General features: G+C 67.2%; 14 protein-coding genes. 11 read left to right on the top strand and 3 right to left on the bottom strand.

The annotated features are described in order from the left end of the window. Positions 1-323 precede the first annotated feature (323 nt). From queF to AC5P5R_RS08610, 10 genes are all read left to right on the top strand, one after another. Complete coding sequence (gene queF, locus AC5P5R_RS08565) at positions 324-1142, top strand: NADPH-dependent 7-cyano-7-deazaguanine reductase QueF (RefSeq protein WP_076739663.1); 819 nt, start codon at positions 324-326, stop codon at positions 1140-1142. A gap of 285 nt (positions 1143-1427) precedes the next feature. Next, positions 1428-1721, top strand: a complete 294-nt coding sequence (locus AC5P5R_RS08570) for a LysM peptidoglycan-binding domain-containing protein (RefSeq protein ID WP_005411287.1) — start codon at positions 1428-1430, stop codon at positions 1719-1721. A 44-nt stretch (positions 1722-1765) separates the two neighbouring features. Then, positions 1766-2278: a hypothetical protein gene (locus tag AC5P5R_RS08575; protein ID WP_005411286.1), complete on the top strand. Its 513-nt coding sequence runs from the start codon at positions 1766-1768 to the stop codon at positions 2276-2278. A 342-nt stretch (positions 2279-2620) separates the two neighbouring features. Beyond that, complete coding sequence (locus AC5P5R_RS08580) at positions 2621-4843, top strand: NADP-dependent isocitrate dehydrogenase (RefSeq protein ID WP_005414674.1); 2223 nt, start codon at positions 2621-2623, stop codon at positions 4841-4843. Positions 4844-5157: 314 nt separating this feature from the next. Then, complete coding sequence (locus AC5P5R_RS08585) at positions 5158-6120, top strand: hypothetical protein (protein WP_100438954.1); 963 nt, start codon at positions 5158-5160, stop codon at positions 6118-6120. After that, complete coding sequence (locus tag AC5P5R_RS08590; protein ID WP_100438953.1) at positions 6113-6661, top strand: GTP-binding protein; 549 nt, start codon at positions 6113-6115, stop codon at positions 6659-6661. The genes AC5P5R_RS08585 and AC5P5R_RS08590 overlap by 8 nt, the downstream gene beginning before the upstream one ends. Next, a complete protein-coding gene (locus AC5P5R_RS08595) occupies positions 6654-7070 on the top strand; it encodes a roadblock/LC7 domain-containing protein (RefSeq protein WP_005414671.1) in 417 nt (138 codons plus the stop codon). The genes AC5P5R_RS08590 and AC5P5R_RS08595 overlap by 8 nt, the downstream gene beginning before the upstream one ends. Positions 7071-7123: 53 nt before the next feature. Continuing rightward, positions 7124-7483 (top strand): hypothetical protein, encoded by a 360-nt coding sequence (locus AC5P5R_RS08600; RefSeq protein WP_005411280.1) that lies wholly within the window; start codon positions 7124-7126, stop codon positions 7481-7483. Positions 7484-7629: 146 nt separating this feature from the next. Next, a complete protein-coding gene (aceK, locus tag AC5P5R_RS08605) occupies positions 7630-9360 on the top strand; it encodes a bifunctional isocitrate dehydrogenase kinase/phosphatase (RefSeq protein ID WP_100438951.1) in 1731 nt (576 codons plus the stop codon). Positions 9361-9421: 61 nt separating this feature from the next. Beyond that, entirely contained in the window at positions 9422-10309 is an 888-nt protein-coding gene (locus tag AC5P5R_RS08610; protein ID WP_005414669.1) for an energy transducer TonB, read from the top strand. 34 nt (positions 10310-10343) lie between these two features. On the opposite strand, the gene AC5P5R_RS08615 is transcribed toward AC5P5R_RS08610, so the two are convergent. From AC5P5R_RS08615 to trxA, 3 genes are all read right to left on the bottom strand, one after another. Further along, a complete protein-coding gene (locus tag AC5P5R_RS08615) occupies positions 10344-11918 on the bottom strand; it encodes a sensor domain-containing diguanylate cyclase (protein WP_005411277.1) in 1575 nt (524 codons plus the stop codon). Between the two features lie 209 nt (positions 11919-12127). Then, on the bottom strand, positions 12128-13873 hold the full coding sequence (gene rho / locus AC5P5R_RS08620) for a transcription termination factor Rho (protein ID WP_005414668.1): 1746 nt from the start codon (positions 13871-13873) through the stop codon (positions 12128-12130). A gap of 228 nt (positions 13874-14101) precedes the next feature. Continuing rightward, on the bottom strand, positions 14102-14431 hold the full coding sequence (trxA, locus tag AC5P5R_RS08625; RefSeq protein WP_005411275.1) for a thioredoxin: 330 nt from the start codon (positions 14429-14431) through the stop codon (positions 14102-14104). Between the two features lie 511 nt (positions 14432-14942). On the opposite strand from trxA, the gene rhlB reads away from it, so the two are divergent. Next, the gene (gene rhlB, locus AC5P5R_RS08630; RefSeq protein ID WP_100438949.1) at positions 14943-16670 is read left to right on the top strand and encodes an ATP-dependent RNA helicase RhlB; all 1728 of its coding nucleotides are present in this window, start codon (positions 14943-14945) and stop codon (positions 16668-16670) included. Positions 16671-16763 lie beyond the last annotated feature (93 nt).

Consider the following 16763-nt stretch of genomic DNA (forward strand, 5'->3'; position numbering starts at 1 on the left):
CCCGAGCGACTCGGCCAACTCCACGGCTTGGTGCTTGAACTCATCGGTGTAGCTACGGCGGGTGATACGGGACATAAGGGACCTCCAAGTGCGATCAAAGTATCGCTTCTTGGCGTCCGCTGACGGGGGGCCAGATCAGTCCGCGGCATGGATGCCGCGGCCAAGCCCCCAAGGACGGGTTTACGGCGTCCCCCGACCCGCCTACCCACCCGGCCAAGCCGATAGACCGCCTTCCACGACCAACCAACAAAACCACCACGGAGGGGCTCCGCCGTTGGCCGGCCCGGCCGAAGGCCCGCCGTCCGCGCGATACAATGCCCCCCATGAACACCCCACAGGATTCCAGCCTCGGTCGCGAGGTCAGTTACCCGTCGCAGTACGATCCCGGCCTGCTGTTTCCCATCCCCCGCAGCGGCGCCCGCGCCGAGATCGGCCTCGATGACGCCGCGCTGCCGTTCGTCGGCCATGACCGCTGGCACGCCTTCGAGCTGAGCTGGCTCGACCCGCGTGGCAAGCCGCAGGTGGCCGTGGCCACCGTGCAGGTGCCGTGCACGTCGCCGCGGCTGATCGAATCGAAGTCGTTCAAGCTGTACCTCAACTCCCTCAACAGCACCCGCATCGACAGCGCCGAGGCACTGCGCGCGCGCATCGTGGCGGATCTGTCGGATTGTGCCGGTGCGCCGGTCCAGGTCGAGTTCGGGCTGCCGGGCCTGCGCGAGACGCCGCTCGGTGAATCCATCGACGGGCTGGAGCTGGAGATCGACTGCTACGGCCCGCCGCAGGCGGACTTTCTCTTGGCCAATGCCGGTGAGGTGGTGGAGGAGACCCTGGTCTCGGCACTGCTGAAGTCCAACTGCCCGGTCACCGGCCAGCCGGACTGGGCGACGGTCAGCCTGCGTTACCGCGGGCCGAAGATCGATCGTGCCGGCCTGCTGCGCTATCTGGTCAGCTACCGCGAGCACGCCGAGTTCCACGAGCAGTGCGTTGAGCGGATCTTCAGCGAGGTGTCTGCGCGCTGCCAGCCGCAATGGCTGGAAGTGGAGGCGCGCTATACCCGCCGTGGCGGCCTGGACATCAACCCGTGGCGCGCCAGTCCCGGCATTGCCGCCCCGGTCGCGACCTACCGCGAACTGCGCCAGTAACCGCCGCAGGCGGTTGCCCGTTGTGCCGGGCCATGCCCGGCGAGCGCCGGCCAGCGGCCGGCACTACCATGATTCGCAGGCGGTTACGGGTAGTGCCGGCCGCTGGCCGGCAATCGGCCAAGGCCGGATCCCCCTGGCACAGCCGGCCAGTGGCCGGCACTACCGGGCACCGTCTCTCCCGATTGTTCAGCCGCCCCCCGGGGCGGCTTCACATCTGCACCATCCCCATTTAACAACCGCCATGGCACCGTGCGAGCCACGTAGTCATGCAGACGGGAGTTGTGGATGAGTACCGAGAAGAAAGCCGATTTCTCCGGCGTCAGCGCCAGCGTCGACAGTACCGCCGAGCAGGTGCCGAAGGCGGACTTCTCCGGCGTGAGCGCTTCGGTGGACAGCACCGCCGAGATCGTCAGCGGCGGCACCTATACCGTGCAGAAGGGTGACTCGCTGTCGAAGATCGCCAAGCAGCATCTGGGCGACGCCAACGCCTGGAAAAAGATCTTCGAAGCCAATCGCGATGTGCTTGACGACCCGGACAAGATCTTCCCGGGCCAGACCCTGAAACTGCCGCCGAAGTAAGCGGCGATCAAACGCCGTCCGACAATCCCTGGGAGGAACCCCGAATGATCAAGACCACCCCGCTCCAGACCGCCCTGATCGCCGCCCTGCTGGGCAGCGTTGCCTTGGTCGGTTGCAAGAAGAAGGAAGAGTCGACCGACACCAACGCCGCTCCGGCCGCCACGGCTCCGGCCGAGCCGGCAGCGCCGGCACCGATGACCGGTGCACCGCCGCCGATGGCGGAAGCTGCTGCGGTCAGCGTTTCCACCGTCACCGTGGGCAAGACCGCTGCCGCCGACAAATCGGTCGCCCCGGCTGCACTGTTCTCGCCGAAGGATGATGTCATCGTCTCGGTCAAGACCGATGGCGCCGCCAACAACGTCAATGTCGGTGCCAAGCTGACCTTCCAGGACGGCCAGGTGGCCGGCGAACAGACCGCGACCCTGAATGCCAGCGGCGCGGAGACCACCAACGTCACATTCAAGAATGCAAAGGGCTGGCCGGCCGGCAAGTACCGCGCCGAGGTCACGGTCGATGGCAAGGCGGCTGGAACGCCGCAGGAGTTCGAGGTCAAGTAAGTCCTGCCGACTCTCTCCCGGCAGGACTCACGATGGACGCAGCCGCAAGGCTGCGTCCTTTTTTATTGGCCGGTGGCTGGCTTCATCCATGCATGGCGTGGATCCACTGACGGCGGCGTTCGCGCAGATCCACGCCGTGCGTGGATGGATCACAGCGTTGCCGCCGTGCAGTACCGCCGCGTATGGCGCGGCTTTGCCCCGCGCGGCTGAAAACGCGACAATGCAGGGGTTTCCCCGCCGCGCGCCCACCCTGACGGCGACGGGGGAAAGCGACACGGTTGCACGTGGCCCGGCGCTGGCGCCGGCCTTCCCCTGAGCATTGCTACAGAGTCCAAGTCCCCCATGTCCAAGATCCTCTACACGCTGACCGACGAAGCACCGTTCCTGGCGACCCAGTCGCTGCTGCCGATCGTCGACGCCTACACCGCCACTGCCGGCATCGTGGTGGAAACCCGTGACATCTCGCTGTCCGGCCGCATCCTGTCGCAGTTCCCGGAACTGCTGTCCGACGCGCAGAAGGTCAGCGACGACCTGGCCGAGCTGGGCCAGCTGGCGACCACCCCGGACGCCAACATCATCAAGCTGCCGAACATCTCCGCCTCTGTGCCGCAGTTGAAGGCGGCCATCAAGGAACTGCAGGACCAGGGCTATCCGCTGCCGGATTACCCGGAAACCCCGGCCGACGACCAGCAGCGCGACTACAAGGCGCGCTACGACAAGGTCAAGGGCAGTGCGGTGAACCCGGTGCTGCGCGAAGGCAACTCCGACCGCCGTGCACCGCTGTCGGTGAAGAACTACGCGCGCAAGCACCCGCACCGCATGGGCGCCTGGGCGTCGGATTCGAAGTCGCACGTCGCGCACATGGCCGCCGGCGATTTCTACGGCAGCGAGAAGTCGGCCACCCTGGCCAACGCCGGTGCGCTGAAGATCACCTTCCACGGCAAGGACGGCAGCGCCGTCGTGCTGAAGGAAAAGACCACGGTCAAGGCCGGCGAGATCGTCGATGCCGCCGTCATGAGCCGCAAGGCGCTGGCCGCGTTCATCGGTGAGCAGATCGCCGATGCCAAGGCCCAGGGCGTGCTGTTCTCGCTGCACCTGAAGGCGACCATGATGAAGGTCTCCGACCCGATCATGTTCGGCGTGGCGGTCAACGAGTTCTACAAGGACGTGCTGGCCAAGCACGCCGACGTGCTCAAGCAGGCCGGTTTCGATGCCAACAACGGCATCGGTGACCTGGCCGCGCGCCTGCCGTCGCTGCCGGAAGCCACCCGCGCCGCGATCGAAGCGGACCTGGCCGCCGAATACGCGCAGCGTCCGGGCGTGGCCATGGTCAATTCGGACAAGGGCATCACCAACCTGCACGTGCCGAGCGACGTGATCGTCGACGCCTCGATGCCGGCGATGATCCGCGACTCCGGCAAGATGTGGAATGCCGAAGGCAAGCTGCAGGACACCAAGGCGGTCATTCCGGACCGCTGCTACGCCGGCGTGTACCAGGCCGTCATCGACGACTGCAAGGCGCACGGCGCCTTCGACCCGGCCACCATGGGCTCGGTGCCGAACGTCGGCCTGATGGCGCAGAAGGCCGAAGAGTACGGTTCGCACGACAAGACCTTCCAGATTGCTGCCGACGGCGTGGTCAAGGTCACCGACGATGCCGGCAACGTGGTGTTCGAACACGCCGTGGAAGCCGGTGACATCTGGCGCATGTGCCAGACCAAGGACGCGCCGATCCAGGACTGGGTCAAGCTGGCCGTCGAACGCGCCCGCCTGAGCAGCACCCCGGCCGTGTTCTGGCTGGATGCCGCCCGCGCCCACGACGCGCAGGTCATCGCCAAGGTCGAGCAGTACCTGAAGAACCACGACACCACCGGCCTGGACATCCGCATCCTGCCGCCGGTGGAAGCCACCGCGTTCTCGCTGGACCGCATCCGCAAGGGCGAGGACACCATCTCGGTGACCGGCAACGTGCTGCGCGACTACCTGACCGACCTGTTCCCGATCATGGAGCTGGGCACCAGCGCCAAGATGCTGTCGATCGTGCCGCTGATGGCCGGTGGCGGCCTGTTCGAGACCGGCGCCGGTGGTTCGGCCCCGAAGCACGTGCAGCAGTTCGTCGAAGAGGACTACCTGCGCTGGGATTCGCTGGGTGAGTTCCTGGCCCTGGCCGCGTCGCTGGAACACCTGGGCAACCGCTACGACAACGCCGCCGCCCGCGTGCTGGCCAAGGCGCTGGACGAAGCCAACGGCCAGTTCCTGGACAACGACAAGTCGCCGTCGCGCAAGCTGGGTGGCATCGACAACCGTGGCAGCCACTTCTACATCGCGCTGTACTGGGCGCAGGCGCTGGCCGCACAGGACGAAGATGCGGCACTGAAGGCACGCTTCGCACCGCTGGCCAAGGCACTGACCGACAACGAGCAGAAGATCGTCGAAGAGCTGATCGCGGTGCAGGGCAAGGCCGTGGACATCGGCGGCTACTACCGCCCGGACGTCGCCAAGGCGAGCAAGGCGATGCGCCCGAGCGCGACCTTCAACGCCGCGCTGGAGCAGCTGCGCGGCTGATCCATCGCCGTCCGGTCGTGACACCGGAACCCGCGCTTCGGCGCGGGTTTCTTTTGGGCTCCGGGTCAGAACCCTTTTGCCATGCAAAAGGGTTCTGACCCCATTCGACCCGCGTCCAGAACCGTGATTCCCGTCGGCTGTCGGAATGTCGTCAACGAGGCATGAAACTTGCCCGCGATGGCCGTCGCAGAACTGATCGGGCACCGTCTGCAACCGCCCCCGATCTGAGCAGTCGATCACGACGGCTGCCGCTGGCGATGCCCTAGCCTTGGCGACGCGAGGCCACCGGGGAGGTGGCCGCACGGGGAACACGGATGGCACGCGTGCTGGTAGTGGGAACCGACATCCAGGGCGAGCAGGCCCTGCTGCAGCGGCTGCGCGTGGCGTCGGCCCTGCCGGACGGCCAGATCCGCCGCAGCCAGGACCTGGACGATTGCGACCTGCTGGTCATCCGCGATACGCCGGCGCTGCGCAACGCGGCCCAGCGCATGCGCCAGCAACGTCCGCGACTGCAGTGCTGGATCGAAGACATCGGCGGCCAGCTGCGTGATGGCGACGGGCACCAGGACGTGCTTGATGACAGTGCCATCGGTCGCGCGCTGCGTCGCATGCAGTTGGCAGTGGAGCCCTTGGCCATGCACGCACCCGCACCGATCCGCCTGGCTGAGGGTGCGCATGCCATCACCCGTCTGCTGCGCGAGCGGCTGCCGCTGCGACAGGGCCAGGCCCTGTTGAGTGATGCGGGCGAGCCTCTGCTGCTGATGGACCTGGAGCATGACCAGGCCGTGCTGCTGCAGGAACCGGCTACGGCCCTGGTGGAGCGTTTGGCCGATGCCTTCGAACGCCTGCAGCTGGATGCGCTGACACCCGCACGCCTGCATGGCCTGGCCGGCGAGCGGCCACGCCAGCCACTGCGGCCGCTGCTGTGGCAATGGGCGCAACGCAGCCGCCATTGGCAGGCACTGGACGAACGCCTGCGCGGTGCTTCGGTAAAGCTGCTGCGCTGGCCCGACTTCCGTGTGCTGGGCCATGACCATGATGGCTTCCGCCTGTGCTCGCTGCTGCTCAAGCGCGCGTGCACGGTGGACGAGTGCGCGATGTTGCTTGATCTGCCGCCTGCGGCCGTGCGCGATTTCATCCATGCCGCTTACCTGTGCGGTTACGCGCAGCTGCAGGCAGCACCGGCGGTACCGCTGCCGGAACGCGCTGCCGGCGCTGACAACGGCCTGCTCGCCCGCCTGTGGCGTCACCTGCGTGGGAGCGAACGCAATGCGTGAGCACAAGGTGGTGGTGCTGGGTGGCATGGGCAGTGGCAAGTCGACCCTGGTGCGCAGCATCGCGGCCGGCGCGGTGGTCGACACCGACGTGGCCAACAGCGACCGCCTCGGTGCCGACAAGGCCTCCACCACCGTCGCCCTGGACTATGCAGATATCGACCTGCCCAATGGCGAGCGGCTGCGCCTGTATGGCACGCCGGGACAGCAGCGTTTCGATTTCCTCTGGCCGATCCTGCTGCAGGGCGCCCGCGGCGCCGTGCTGCTGCTGGATGCGCGGCGCGCGGGCGTGGTTGCCGAACTGGAGGATTATCTGCAGGTGTTGCGGCCGTTCGCATCGTCATTGGCGCTGGTGGTGGCCGTCACCCATCTCGACCAGGCATCGCACGCCGCGCTGGATGACTGGGCCGCCCGTGCCTGCCTTGATGACCAGCCGCTGCCGCTACTGGCCGTGGATACCCGCGACCGCGAACAGGGATTGCTGCTGATGGATGTATTGATGGGCGAGATGGAAGCGCACGCACTGGTGGCCGCGCATGGCTGACGGGCAGGTGGCGCTACTGCCCGACGCCGGCCAGCGTGAGCGCCTGCAGCCCTTGCTGCGAGACCTGCAGCAGCGGGTGGAAGGCATACGCACGGTGGTGCTGGCCAGTGTGGATGGCTTCGCCCTGGTCAGTGCCGGTGCCGAAGGGCGCGGTGAACGCCTGGCAGCGATGACCAGCGCGATGCTGGCGCTGGCTGCAGCAGTGGGGCGCGAACTGGTGCTTGGGGATCTGCAGACGCTGATGCTGGAAGCCGCGGGCGGCAAGGTGCTGATGCTGGCGATCCAGGCCGAGGGACGCGCACCGCTGCTGCTGATGGCGGCTTGCGACCAGCGCAGCGTGATCGGCCAGGTGCTGTGGCAGAGCAGGGAATGTGGCCAGGCGATCCTGGCCGAACTCGGCGGATCGTGAGCCCGGCCGCAGGGGAACGAGGGGCTCGAACCAACATCGACAAGGGGTGCGACGTGGCTGGACTGAATGAATCGTTGAACGCACTGATGGGCATCGACGGCGCGCAGGCAGTGGCGCTGGTCGACTATGAAAGCGGCATGCTGCTGGGCGAAGCCGGTGCCGGCATGGACATGGAAGTGGCCGCCGCCGGCAACACCGAAGTGATCCGTGCCAAGATGAAGACCGCCGCATCGCTGAACCTCAACGACAGCATCGAGGACATCCTGATCTCGTTGGGCAAGGCGTACCACATCATGCGCCCGGTGGCGAAGAAGAAGGGCCTGTTCTTCTACATCGTGCTGGACCGTACCAGGTCCAACCTGGCATTGGCACGGCGCAAGGTGCAGGACGTGGAAGCCGAACTGGCGATCTGAGCCAGTAGTGCCGGCTGCTGGCCGGCAACTGCATCGACCCATCGACGGTCCAGGTGCTGCCGGCCAGCGGCCGGCACTACCTTCGCGCTCGACGGCATCGCACACGCCAGCGTATGGTGAAGCCGGTCCTCCCGGGTGAGCCATGCATGTCCAGTCCTGACATCGCTGCCGAGCTGGCACCGCGCATCGCGGTAGCCATCCGCGACGGTTTCGAGCAGTACCACGCCCGCTTTGCGGCGATCACCGCGCGGGCGCGGCAGCGCTTCGAGCAGCGCAACTGGGCCGGTGCGCGACAGGATGCGGTCGAGCGCATCGCCCTGTACGACCTGTGCATCGCCGAGCAGATGGATGCGCTGCGCCGCCTCGCCGGTGACGCGATCGGCGAGCGCGCGCTGTGGTTGCGGGTGCACGCCCGCTACAGCGCGCTGCTGCAGGGCCTGATCGACGCGGAGCTGTACAAGACCTTCTACAACACGTTGTCGCGACGCCTGTTCGCTACCCGCGGCGTGGACCCGGCGCTGGAGTTCATCGCCTTCGATGTCGAACCCTCCGATGCCATCACCCACCCGGTGGCGCGGCATACCTACGCGGTTTCGCCGACGCGGCCGGTGGAGGCGCTGCAGCGGGTGCTGGCCGACTATCGCTTCGATATCCCCTATGCGCACCAGCTGCGCTGCGCCGCGGCCATCGCGGTGCGCCTGCAGGATGACCTGGCCCACTGGGGCGATACGCCGGTACGCAGCATCGAGCTGCTCGACACGGTGTTCTACCGCGAGCGCCGCGCTTACCTGGTTGGCCGCGTGTTCGGCGAGCACCGGTTCTCGCCGTGCGTGATTGCCCTGGTGAACGACGAGCGTGGCCTGCGCGCCGATGCAGTGCTGACCCGGCGCCGGGACGTGGCCCACCTGTTCGGCGTGTCACGCAGCTATTTCCAGGCCAACCTGGCCACGGTCGGTGATGCGGTGGTGTTCCTGCGCAGTCTGCTGCCGGGCAAGCCCATCGATGAGATCTACACCGTGCTGGGCCGCGCCAAGCAGGGCAAGACCGAGCGCTACCGCACCTTCTTCCGTCATTTCAACGAGCACCCGCAGGAGCGGCTGGTGCATGCAGAGGGCACGCCGGGCATGGTCATGGCGGTGTTCACCCTGCCCAGTTACCCGCTGGTGTTCAAGCTGATCCGCGACCGTTTCGCGTGGCCCAAGGCGATGTCGCGGCAGCAGGTGGAAGAGAAGTACGCACTGGTGTTCAACCTCGATCGTGTCGGCCGTCTGCTCGACGCACAGCCCTATCGCCACCTGCGCTTTCCGCGCGACCGCTTCGCGCCGGCCCTGCTGGGTGAACTGCTGCAGCAGTGCGCGCAGAGCGTACGCATCGATGGCGACGAGGTCGAAGTCGCACTGTGCTATGTGCAGCGTCGTTTTCGTCCCTTGAATCTGTACCTGCGCGAGCAGGGCGCGGAGGCGGTGCGGGCGGCGGTGCTCGACTATGCGCAGGCGATCACCGACATGGCACGCAACAACATCTTCCCCGGTGACATGCTGCCGAAGAATTTCGGTGTGTCGCGGCACGGCCGGGCCGTGTTCTACGACTACGATGAGCTGTGCCTGGTCAGCGACTGCGTGTTCCGCGCCTGGCCGCAGCCGCGTACGCCGGAGGAAGCGATGTCCGACGAGCCATGGTTCCATGTGGGTCCGCGCGACGTGTTTCCCGAGCGCTTCGGCCCGTTCATGGGCCTGCCCGCTGCAGAGCTGGCAGCGGTGCGCGAGCACTACCGGCACCTGTTCGACCCGGGCTGGTGGCAGGGCCTGCAGGAACGCTTCGCCCGAGGTGACTATCCGGACACGCCGCCCTATGCTGGCGCGCACCGGTTGGCGTGAGCCAGCTGTCATGGGTGTTGGGACTGAGGTACTCTCGCCCTTCATCACCAAGGATCCGGCAATGATGCGTTCCCCATTGTTCCTCGCTCTCGCGTTGGCCGTTGGTGCCGGCGCTCCGCTGTTCGCCGGCGATGCCAACGCGCAGACCACGCGCGCGGTTCGTGCCACCACCGAATTGAGCATGACACTGACCGGAAAGATCGAGGTCACGGCAGAAGGCGCAGTCAGCGCTCTGGTGCTCGATCAGAAGGCAAACATCAGCCCGGGTGTTGCCGCGTTTGTTGAACGCACCATTCGCCCTTGGCGTTTCGAGCCGACGCGGGTCGATGGCAAGGCCGTCGCCGCACAGGCACCGTTTCGGGTGCGTCTGCGTGGCAAGTCCACGGGCAAGGGCGACTACGAAGTCAGCATGACCAGCGTGGATTTCAGCGAGTACGATCCAAAGGCCACCGATTCGGTGACCGCAGAGCGCCTGGCGCCGCCGCGCTATCCGGACGAGGCAATGAGGATCGGTGGTCAGGGCGATGTGATCCTGATCATCAAGGTCGCCCGTGATGGCACGGTGGCCGACGTCATCGCCGAGCAGGTCAACATGACCGTGGCGGGGCCGGAGCGGACCATGGCCAAGCTGCGCGATGTGCTGGCCAAGGCCAGCATCAATACCGCCCGCAAGTGGACCTTCATTCCTCCAAGCAGCGGGAAGGACGTCACACGGGAATTCTGGTCGGTACGCGTGCCGGTCAACTATGCGTTCTCGGATGATCGCAATGCCGCTGCCGAGCGCTATGGCCGCTGGCGCGCCTTCATTCCAGGACCGAAGCAGCGCGCACCGTGGGTGACCGGTGACGCGGCGGAAAACGGCAGCGACCTGCTGCCCGAGGGCGGCATCTACATGGTGGACGGCGCCAAGCGCGGCCTGCGCCTGCTGACGCCGCTGGAGCAGGGCTGACGATCACTGCGGAGCCGGCCAGCCCGGCTTCGCGTCAATCGGCGTAGGGGTAGACCACCACCCGGTTGCGGCCCTGTTCCTTGGCCAGGTACAGCGCCTTGTCGGCCAGCCGCAGCGCCTGCTCGGCATCGACATGGAAGCTGGGGAAGTGGGCCACGCCCAGCGAGACGGTGATGGTGCCGACCGGTTCAAACGGATGGTCGGCAATGTGCTGGCGAAGACGCTCGCCAGCCTGTCGCGCTGACTCGGCGCTGATGCCCGGCAACAGCAGCAGGAACTCCTCGCCGCCGGCGCGGCAGAGGATGTCGCTGTCGCGCGAGTAGCGGCGCATCTGGTTGGCGATGTGGACGATGGCAGCGTCGCCGACGTCATGGCCGTGGTTGTCATTGATCGATTTGAAGCGATCGATGTCCAGCGCCAGGATCGCGAACGGGATGCCCTGTACCTGCAGGGCATCCAGCGCCTGCTGCAGGCCGCGGCGGTTGAGAAGACTGGTCAGCGGATCGGTGCGGCTGGCGCGGTTGAGCGTGCCGATGCGGTCCTGCAGTGCATTGAAGCTGTGCAGTACCGCCTGCTTGAGCTGGGCGACCTCGAAGTACCACGCGCGGATGCCGCTGACGTGGCTGATCGCATTGCCGGTGTCTTCGCCGCCCTGCACGTTGCGTGCGAGCTGCCACAGCGGCATCGAGATGCGACGGGCGAACCACCAGGTGATCAGCAGCGACAGCAGGCCCAGCGGGATTGCGTTCCAGATTACCGCAGTCATCAACCGCGACAGCGGTTGCAGCGTGGCCTCGGTCGGGCGCTGGGCGATGATGCCCCAGCCGGTGGCCGCCACCGGCGCATAGCCGGCCAGCATCGACACGCCCAGGTTGTTGCGCACCTGCTGCGCGCCACGCTCGCCGCGCACCACGGCCTTTACTGCGGGGTTGCCGACCACGTAGTCGCCCACCCGCTTGCCATCGGCGTGGTACAGCAGGCGGCCATGGCGATCGACCACGTACAGGTAGGAACCATCACGGTAGTAGTGCTTGCCCAGCAGCGTGTGCAGTGCGCTGCGCTGGCGCAGGTACAGGGTGCCGCTGACGTAACCACGGTAGTGGCCCTGCCGATCGAAGATCGGGTGCGACAGCGAGACCAGCAGCTTGCCTGTGGCCGACTGGTACGGGTCGCTGATCATCGGCTGGCGCGCGGCCAGCGCGGCATTGTTGCCGACGCTGTGCAGCACTTCGCCCTGCAGCTGCAGGGTCTGCGGCGAGGTGGCGATCACCAGGCCGTCGGCATCCACCACCAGCGAAGAGTTGAAGCTGTTAGTCTGCAGCTGCAGGCGGCTGGCTTCGTCCTGGGCCTGTGCCGGGTCGAGGTTGCCCTGGCCGAGCCGCGTGGCGGCGTAGGCCAGTTCCTGCTGGGCAGCCAGCAGGAAGTTCTGGGTCGTTTCGGCCAGTTTGGTGGCGTAGACGCGGTTGGCCTCCAGGGTGTTGCCGACCAGCTGGTCGCGCTGCACCCGGTAGCTGGCCAGCAGGGTGTTGGCCAGCGCGATGATGGCGCTGAGCAGGGCCAGGGCGAGGATCAGCTTGCCCAGGTTGAGGCGGGGAGACAGCGTTCGCATGCGTCGACGGATCCGGCAGGAGGCTGGACCCGACCGGTTCTCCGGAAGGGGCGACAGCGGGAATCGGTGGCCAGGCCCTCGGGGCCGGGCAGGGCATCGGGCGGATTATCGCCAAAACCGGGCGGCGGTGAAGTGAAGTGGGTCGCCCTGCAGGTAAAAAAAAACCTGCCGCAGCGAGCGGCAGGTTCTTTTCGATGCAATGCCGTGGATCAGCGCTTCATCGAACCGAAGAACTCGTCGTTGGACTTGGTGTTCTTCATCTTGTCGAGCAGGAACTCCATCGCGGCCATTTCATCCATCGGATGCAGCAGCTTGCGCAGGATCCAGATCTTCTGCAGCAGTTCCGGCTCGATCAGCAGGTCTTCGCGGCGGGTGCCGGAACGGTTGATGTCGATCGCCGGGAACACGCGCTTTTCAGCGATGCGACGGCTCAGGTGCACTTCGCTGTTGCCGGTGCCCTTGAACTCTTCGTAGATCACCTCGTCCATCTTCGAGCCGGTGTCGACCAGCGCAGTGGCGATGATGGTCAGGCTGCCGCCTTCTTCCACGTTGCGCGCGGCACCGAAGAAGCGCTTCGGGCGATGCAGGGCGTTGGCGTCCACGCCACCGGTCAGCACCTTGCCCGAGCTCGGCACCACGTTGTTGTAGGCGCGGGCCAGGCGGGTGATCGAGTCGAGCAGGATCACCACGTCCTTCTTGTGCTCGACCAGGCGCTTGGCGCGCTCGATGACCATTTCGGCCACCTGCACGTGGCGCGCGGCCGGTTCGTCGAAGGTCGAGCTGATGACCTCGCCGCGCACGGTGCGCTGCATTTCGGTCACTTCTTCCGGGCGCTCGTCGATCAGCAGCACGATCAGGTGCACGTCCGGGTGGTTGGTGGTGATGGCGGTGGCGACCTGCTGCATCATCATGGTCTTGCCGGCCTTCGGCTGCGACACGATGAGCGAGCGCTGGCCCTTGCCCTGCGGCGCCATCAGGTCGAGGATGCGGCCGGTGATGTCTTCCGACGAACCGTTGCCGCGCTCCAGGGTGAAGCGGCGGCGCGGGAACAGGGCGGTCAGGTTCTCGAACAGCACCTTGTTCTTCGACGCTTCGATCGGCTCGCCGTTGATGGTGTCGACGATGTTCAGCGCGAAGTAGCGCTCGCCGTCCTTCGGGAAGCGGATGCGGCCGGAGATGTGGTCGCCGGTGCGCAGGTTGAAGCGGCGGATCTGGCTGGGCGAGATATAGGTGTCGTCCGGGCCGGCCAGGTAGCTGGCTTCGGCCGCGCGCAGGAAGCCGAAGCCGTCCGGCAGGATTTCCAGCACGCCGTCGGCGGCGACGCCGTCACCATGGCGGGTCAGCACCTTCAGCAGGGCGAAGATCACATCCTGCTTGCGGGCGCGTGCCACGCCTTCGGAGATCTGCAGCTGCTCGGCGATTTCCAGCAGCTTCTGTGCCGGCATGCGCTTGAGGTCGCTCAGCGAATAGACCGGGAAGCCTTCCGGCACGTTGGCGTGCGGACGCGGCACGAAGGGCTGCTGCTCGCCGCCGTCGTTGGGCATGCCGTCGTCGCGGAAGCGGTTGTTGTTGCGGTCACGGTCGCGGCGGTTGCGGAAGCGGTCACGGCGGTTGCCCTGGCCTTGCCCCTGGCCCTGCTGGCCGTTCTGGTTGTACGGGTTCTGGCCCTGGTTCTGGCCACCGCCCTGGTGGTTCTGCTGCCGCGGCTGGCCGGATTCGCGACCCTCACCACCTTCGCCACCGCCACTGCTGGCAGGGGCCTCGGCGGCGGGCGCGCTCGGTGCGGGGGCGGGGGCCGGTGCCTCGGGCGCGGCGGCCAGCGGCAGGGTCGGCTGCGCCGGAGCGGCGCTGGTTTCGGCGGCTGCCGGGGCGGCGGCCTTGCTCACGCGGGGCTTGCGCACGCGCTTTTCGGCGGGCGCATCGGCGCTGCCGGTTTCGGAAGTGTTATCGGACAAGAGCGTTATTCCTCGCTTGAAGGTGCGAGCGCCCGGCTGGGGCGGCGAACGTTGGGAATGGGTCTGGAAGAAACTGCGTCCAGAGGGTGCGGCACGCGAACGCGGCCGGATGTGCCGACACTATCATCGGCCTGCGGCGCCGTGCAAGGGCTGCCGGGAACAGCATTCATCATGGACGCAGGGCGTCCGCCGGCAGCCGCGGGTGGCGGCTGCCGGAAAACAGCAGGATCAGGCCAGGGCCTTGTCCAGCAGGCCGGCCAGCTGGGCCTTGCCCACCGCACCGATCTGCTCGCCGACCTTCTCGCCGTCCTTGAACACGACCAGGTACGGGATCGAACGCACGTGGTACTTGGCGGCCAGCGCACGATTGTGGTCGACGTTGACCTTGGCGATCTTGGCGCGGCCCTGGTAGGCATCGGCCAGTTCGTCCAGCGCCGGGGCGATCATCTTGCACGGGCCACACCATTCGGCCCAGAAATCGACCAGCACCGGTTCCTTGGAATTCAGCACTGCGCTATCAAAGTCGGCGTCGCCGACATGTACAACCTTGTCGCTCATCTTGGTTTCTCGTCTTGGATTGCACCCGGCCATGCCGGAGGTGGGTGAACTGGGCCATGCCCGGTGGCGCGACCCTCGTCGTTGCCTCGCGGCGCACTGCCGCGGTGCGTTCGGCGGGATGCCTGGACGCTCACGGCCGGCAGTGTACCCCTATCGCAGGGCGGGGACAGGCGCCGGCTGGAACCCAGCGTATCGTGATCGCTTCGAAGCCCGGTATGTGTCGGATTTCACTGTCTTCCCGAAGATGGGGGTGGCAGCGGGCGACACCAGCGGGACCGGCGGGGTCGTTCAAGTCCCGTGTGGCTGGATGAAGGTGCACCGTCTCTCCAGTCGGTGAGACGGGGCATTCCGGTTTGCCGGCCCGAGTGCGTTAAACTGGACCATTGTGCGGCGCGCGGACCGGGTGGTCCCAGCCTGCCAACCCGCCGCAGGGGCCGCAGTTTGCGACGGTGCCCCTAGACGATGAAGTGCCAGCCGCCCCACGGGCCGGCGGCCATACCAAGACGGACTCATGAGCGACAAACCGCTGACCGATTTGACCTTTTCCTCCTTCGAGCTGCACCCGGCCCTGCAGGCCGGCCTTGAAGGAGCCGGATTCACCCGCTGCACCCCGATCCAGGCGCTGACCCTGCCGGTCGCGCTGCCCGGCGGTGATGTCGCCGGCCAGGCCCAGACCGGCACCGGCAAGACCCTGGCCTTCCTGGTCGCTGTCGTGAACCGCCTGCTGACGCGTCCGGCGCTGGCCGATCGCAAGCCGGAAGATCCGCGTGCGCTGATCCTCGCCCCGACCCGCGAGCTGGCCATCCAGATCCACAAGGATGCGGTGAAGTTCGGTTCCGACCTGGGCCTGCGCTTCGCCCTGGTCTACGGCGGCGTGGATTACGACAAGCAGCGCGAGCTGCTGCAGCAGGGCGTGGACGTGATCATCGCCACCCCGGGCCGCCTGATCGACTACGTCAAGCAGCACAAGGTGGTGTCGCTGCACGCCTGCGAGATCTGCGTGCTGGACGAAGCCGACCGCATGTTCGACCTGGGCTTCATCAAGGACATCCGCTTCCTGCTGCGCCGCATGCCGGAGCGCACCACCCGCCAGACCCTGCTGTTCAGTGCCACCCTCAGCCACCGCGTGCTGGAGCTGGCCTACGAGCACATGAACGAGCCGCAGAAGCTGGTGGTCGAAGCCGAGACCATCACCGCCGCGCGCGTGCGCCAGCGCATCTACTTCCCGGCCGACGACGAGAAGATCCCGCTGCTGCTGGGCCTGCTGTCGCGCAGCGAAGGCGCGCGCACCATGGTCTTCGTCAACACCAAGGTGTTCGTCGAGCGCGTGGCGCGTTCGCTGGAAAAGGCCGGCTATCGTGTCGGCGTGCTGTCCGGCGACGTGCCGCAGAAGAAGCGCGAGAGCCTGCTCAACCGCTTCCAGAAGGGCCAGCTGGAAATCCTGGTGGCCACCGACGTGGCTGCGCGCGGCCTGCACATCGACGGCATCAAGTACGTCTACAACTACGACCTGCCGTTCGACGCCGAAGACTACGTGCATCGCATCGGCCGCACCGCGCGCCTGGGTGAAGAGGGCGACGCCATCAGCTTCGCCTGCGAGCGCTACGCCATGGGCCTGCCGGACATCGAGGCCTATATCGAGCAGAAGATTCCGTCCGAGCCGGTCACCAAGGAACTGCTGACCCCGCTGCCGCGCCCGGAACGCCCGGCTCCGGCGGCAGGCGAGGAAGGCGAGGACAACGAAAGCGTCGGCCAGATCTTCCGCGAAGCGCGCGAAGCCCGCGCCGCCGAGGAAGAACGTCGGGGCGGTGGCCGCAGTGGCGGCCGTTCCGGCGGTGGTGGTGGTGGCCGTGGTGGCCGTGACGGTGAGCGCAGCGGCGAACGCCGTTCGCGTGGCCCGCGCAAGCCACGCGCGGAAGGCGAGCAGGGCGCTGCCGCGCCGGCCGCCGGTGCCGAAGGCGCCGCTGCCCAGGCCCCGCGTCCGCCGCGCCCGCCGCGTGCCGAAGGCGCACCGGAAGGTGCGGTGGACGGCGAGCACAAGCCGCGCAAGCGCCGCCGCCGTCGCCACGGTCGTCCGGTCGAAGGTGCCGAGGGCGTGCAGAACGCCGCCGGCAATGGCGCCAGCCCGGTCACGCCGGTGCAGGTGGTGGCCAAGCCGGTGCGCACGGCTGCTGATACCGGCGATTCGTTCCTGACCCGCATCGGCCGCAAGATCCGCCGGATGCTGTCGGGCAACTGATCGGCGCTGCCGATCAGCGGGTAGCACCCGACCGTTGGTCGGGTGGCTTCAAGGGCGTGCCGGCCAACGGTCGGCACCCACCCTGGCCGGCAG

It is taken from the genome of Stenotrophomonas sp. YJH_SMC_19 (assembly GCF_059367915.1).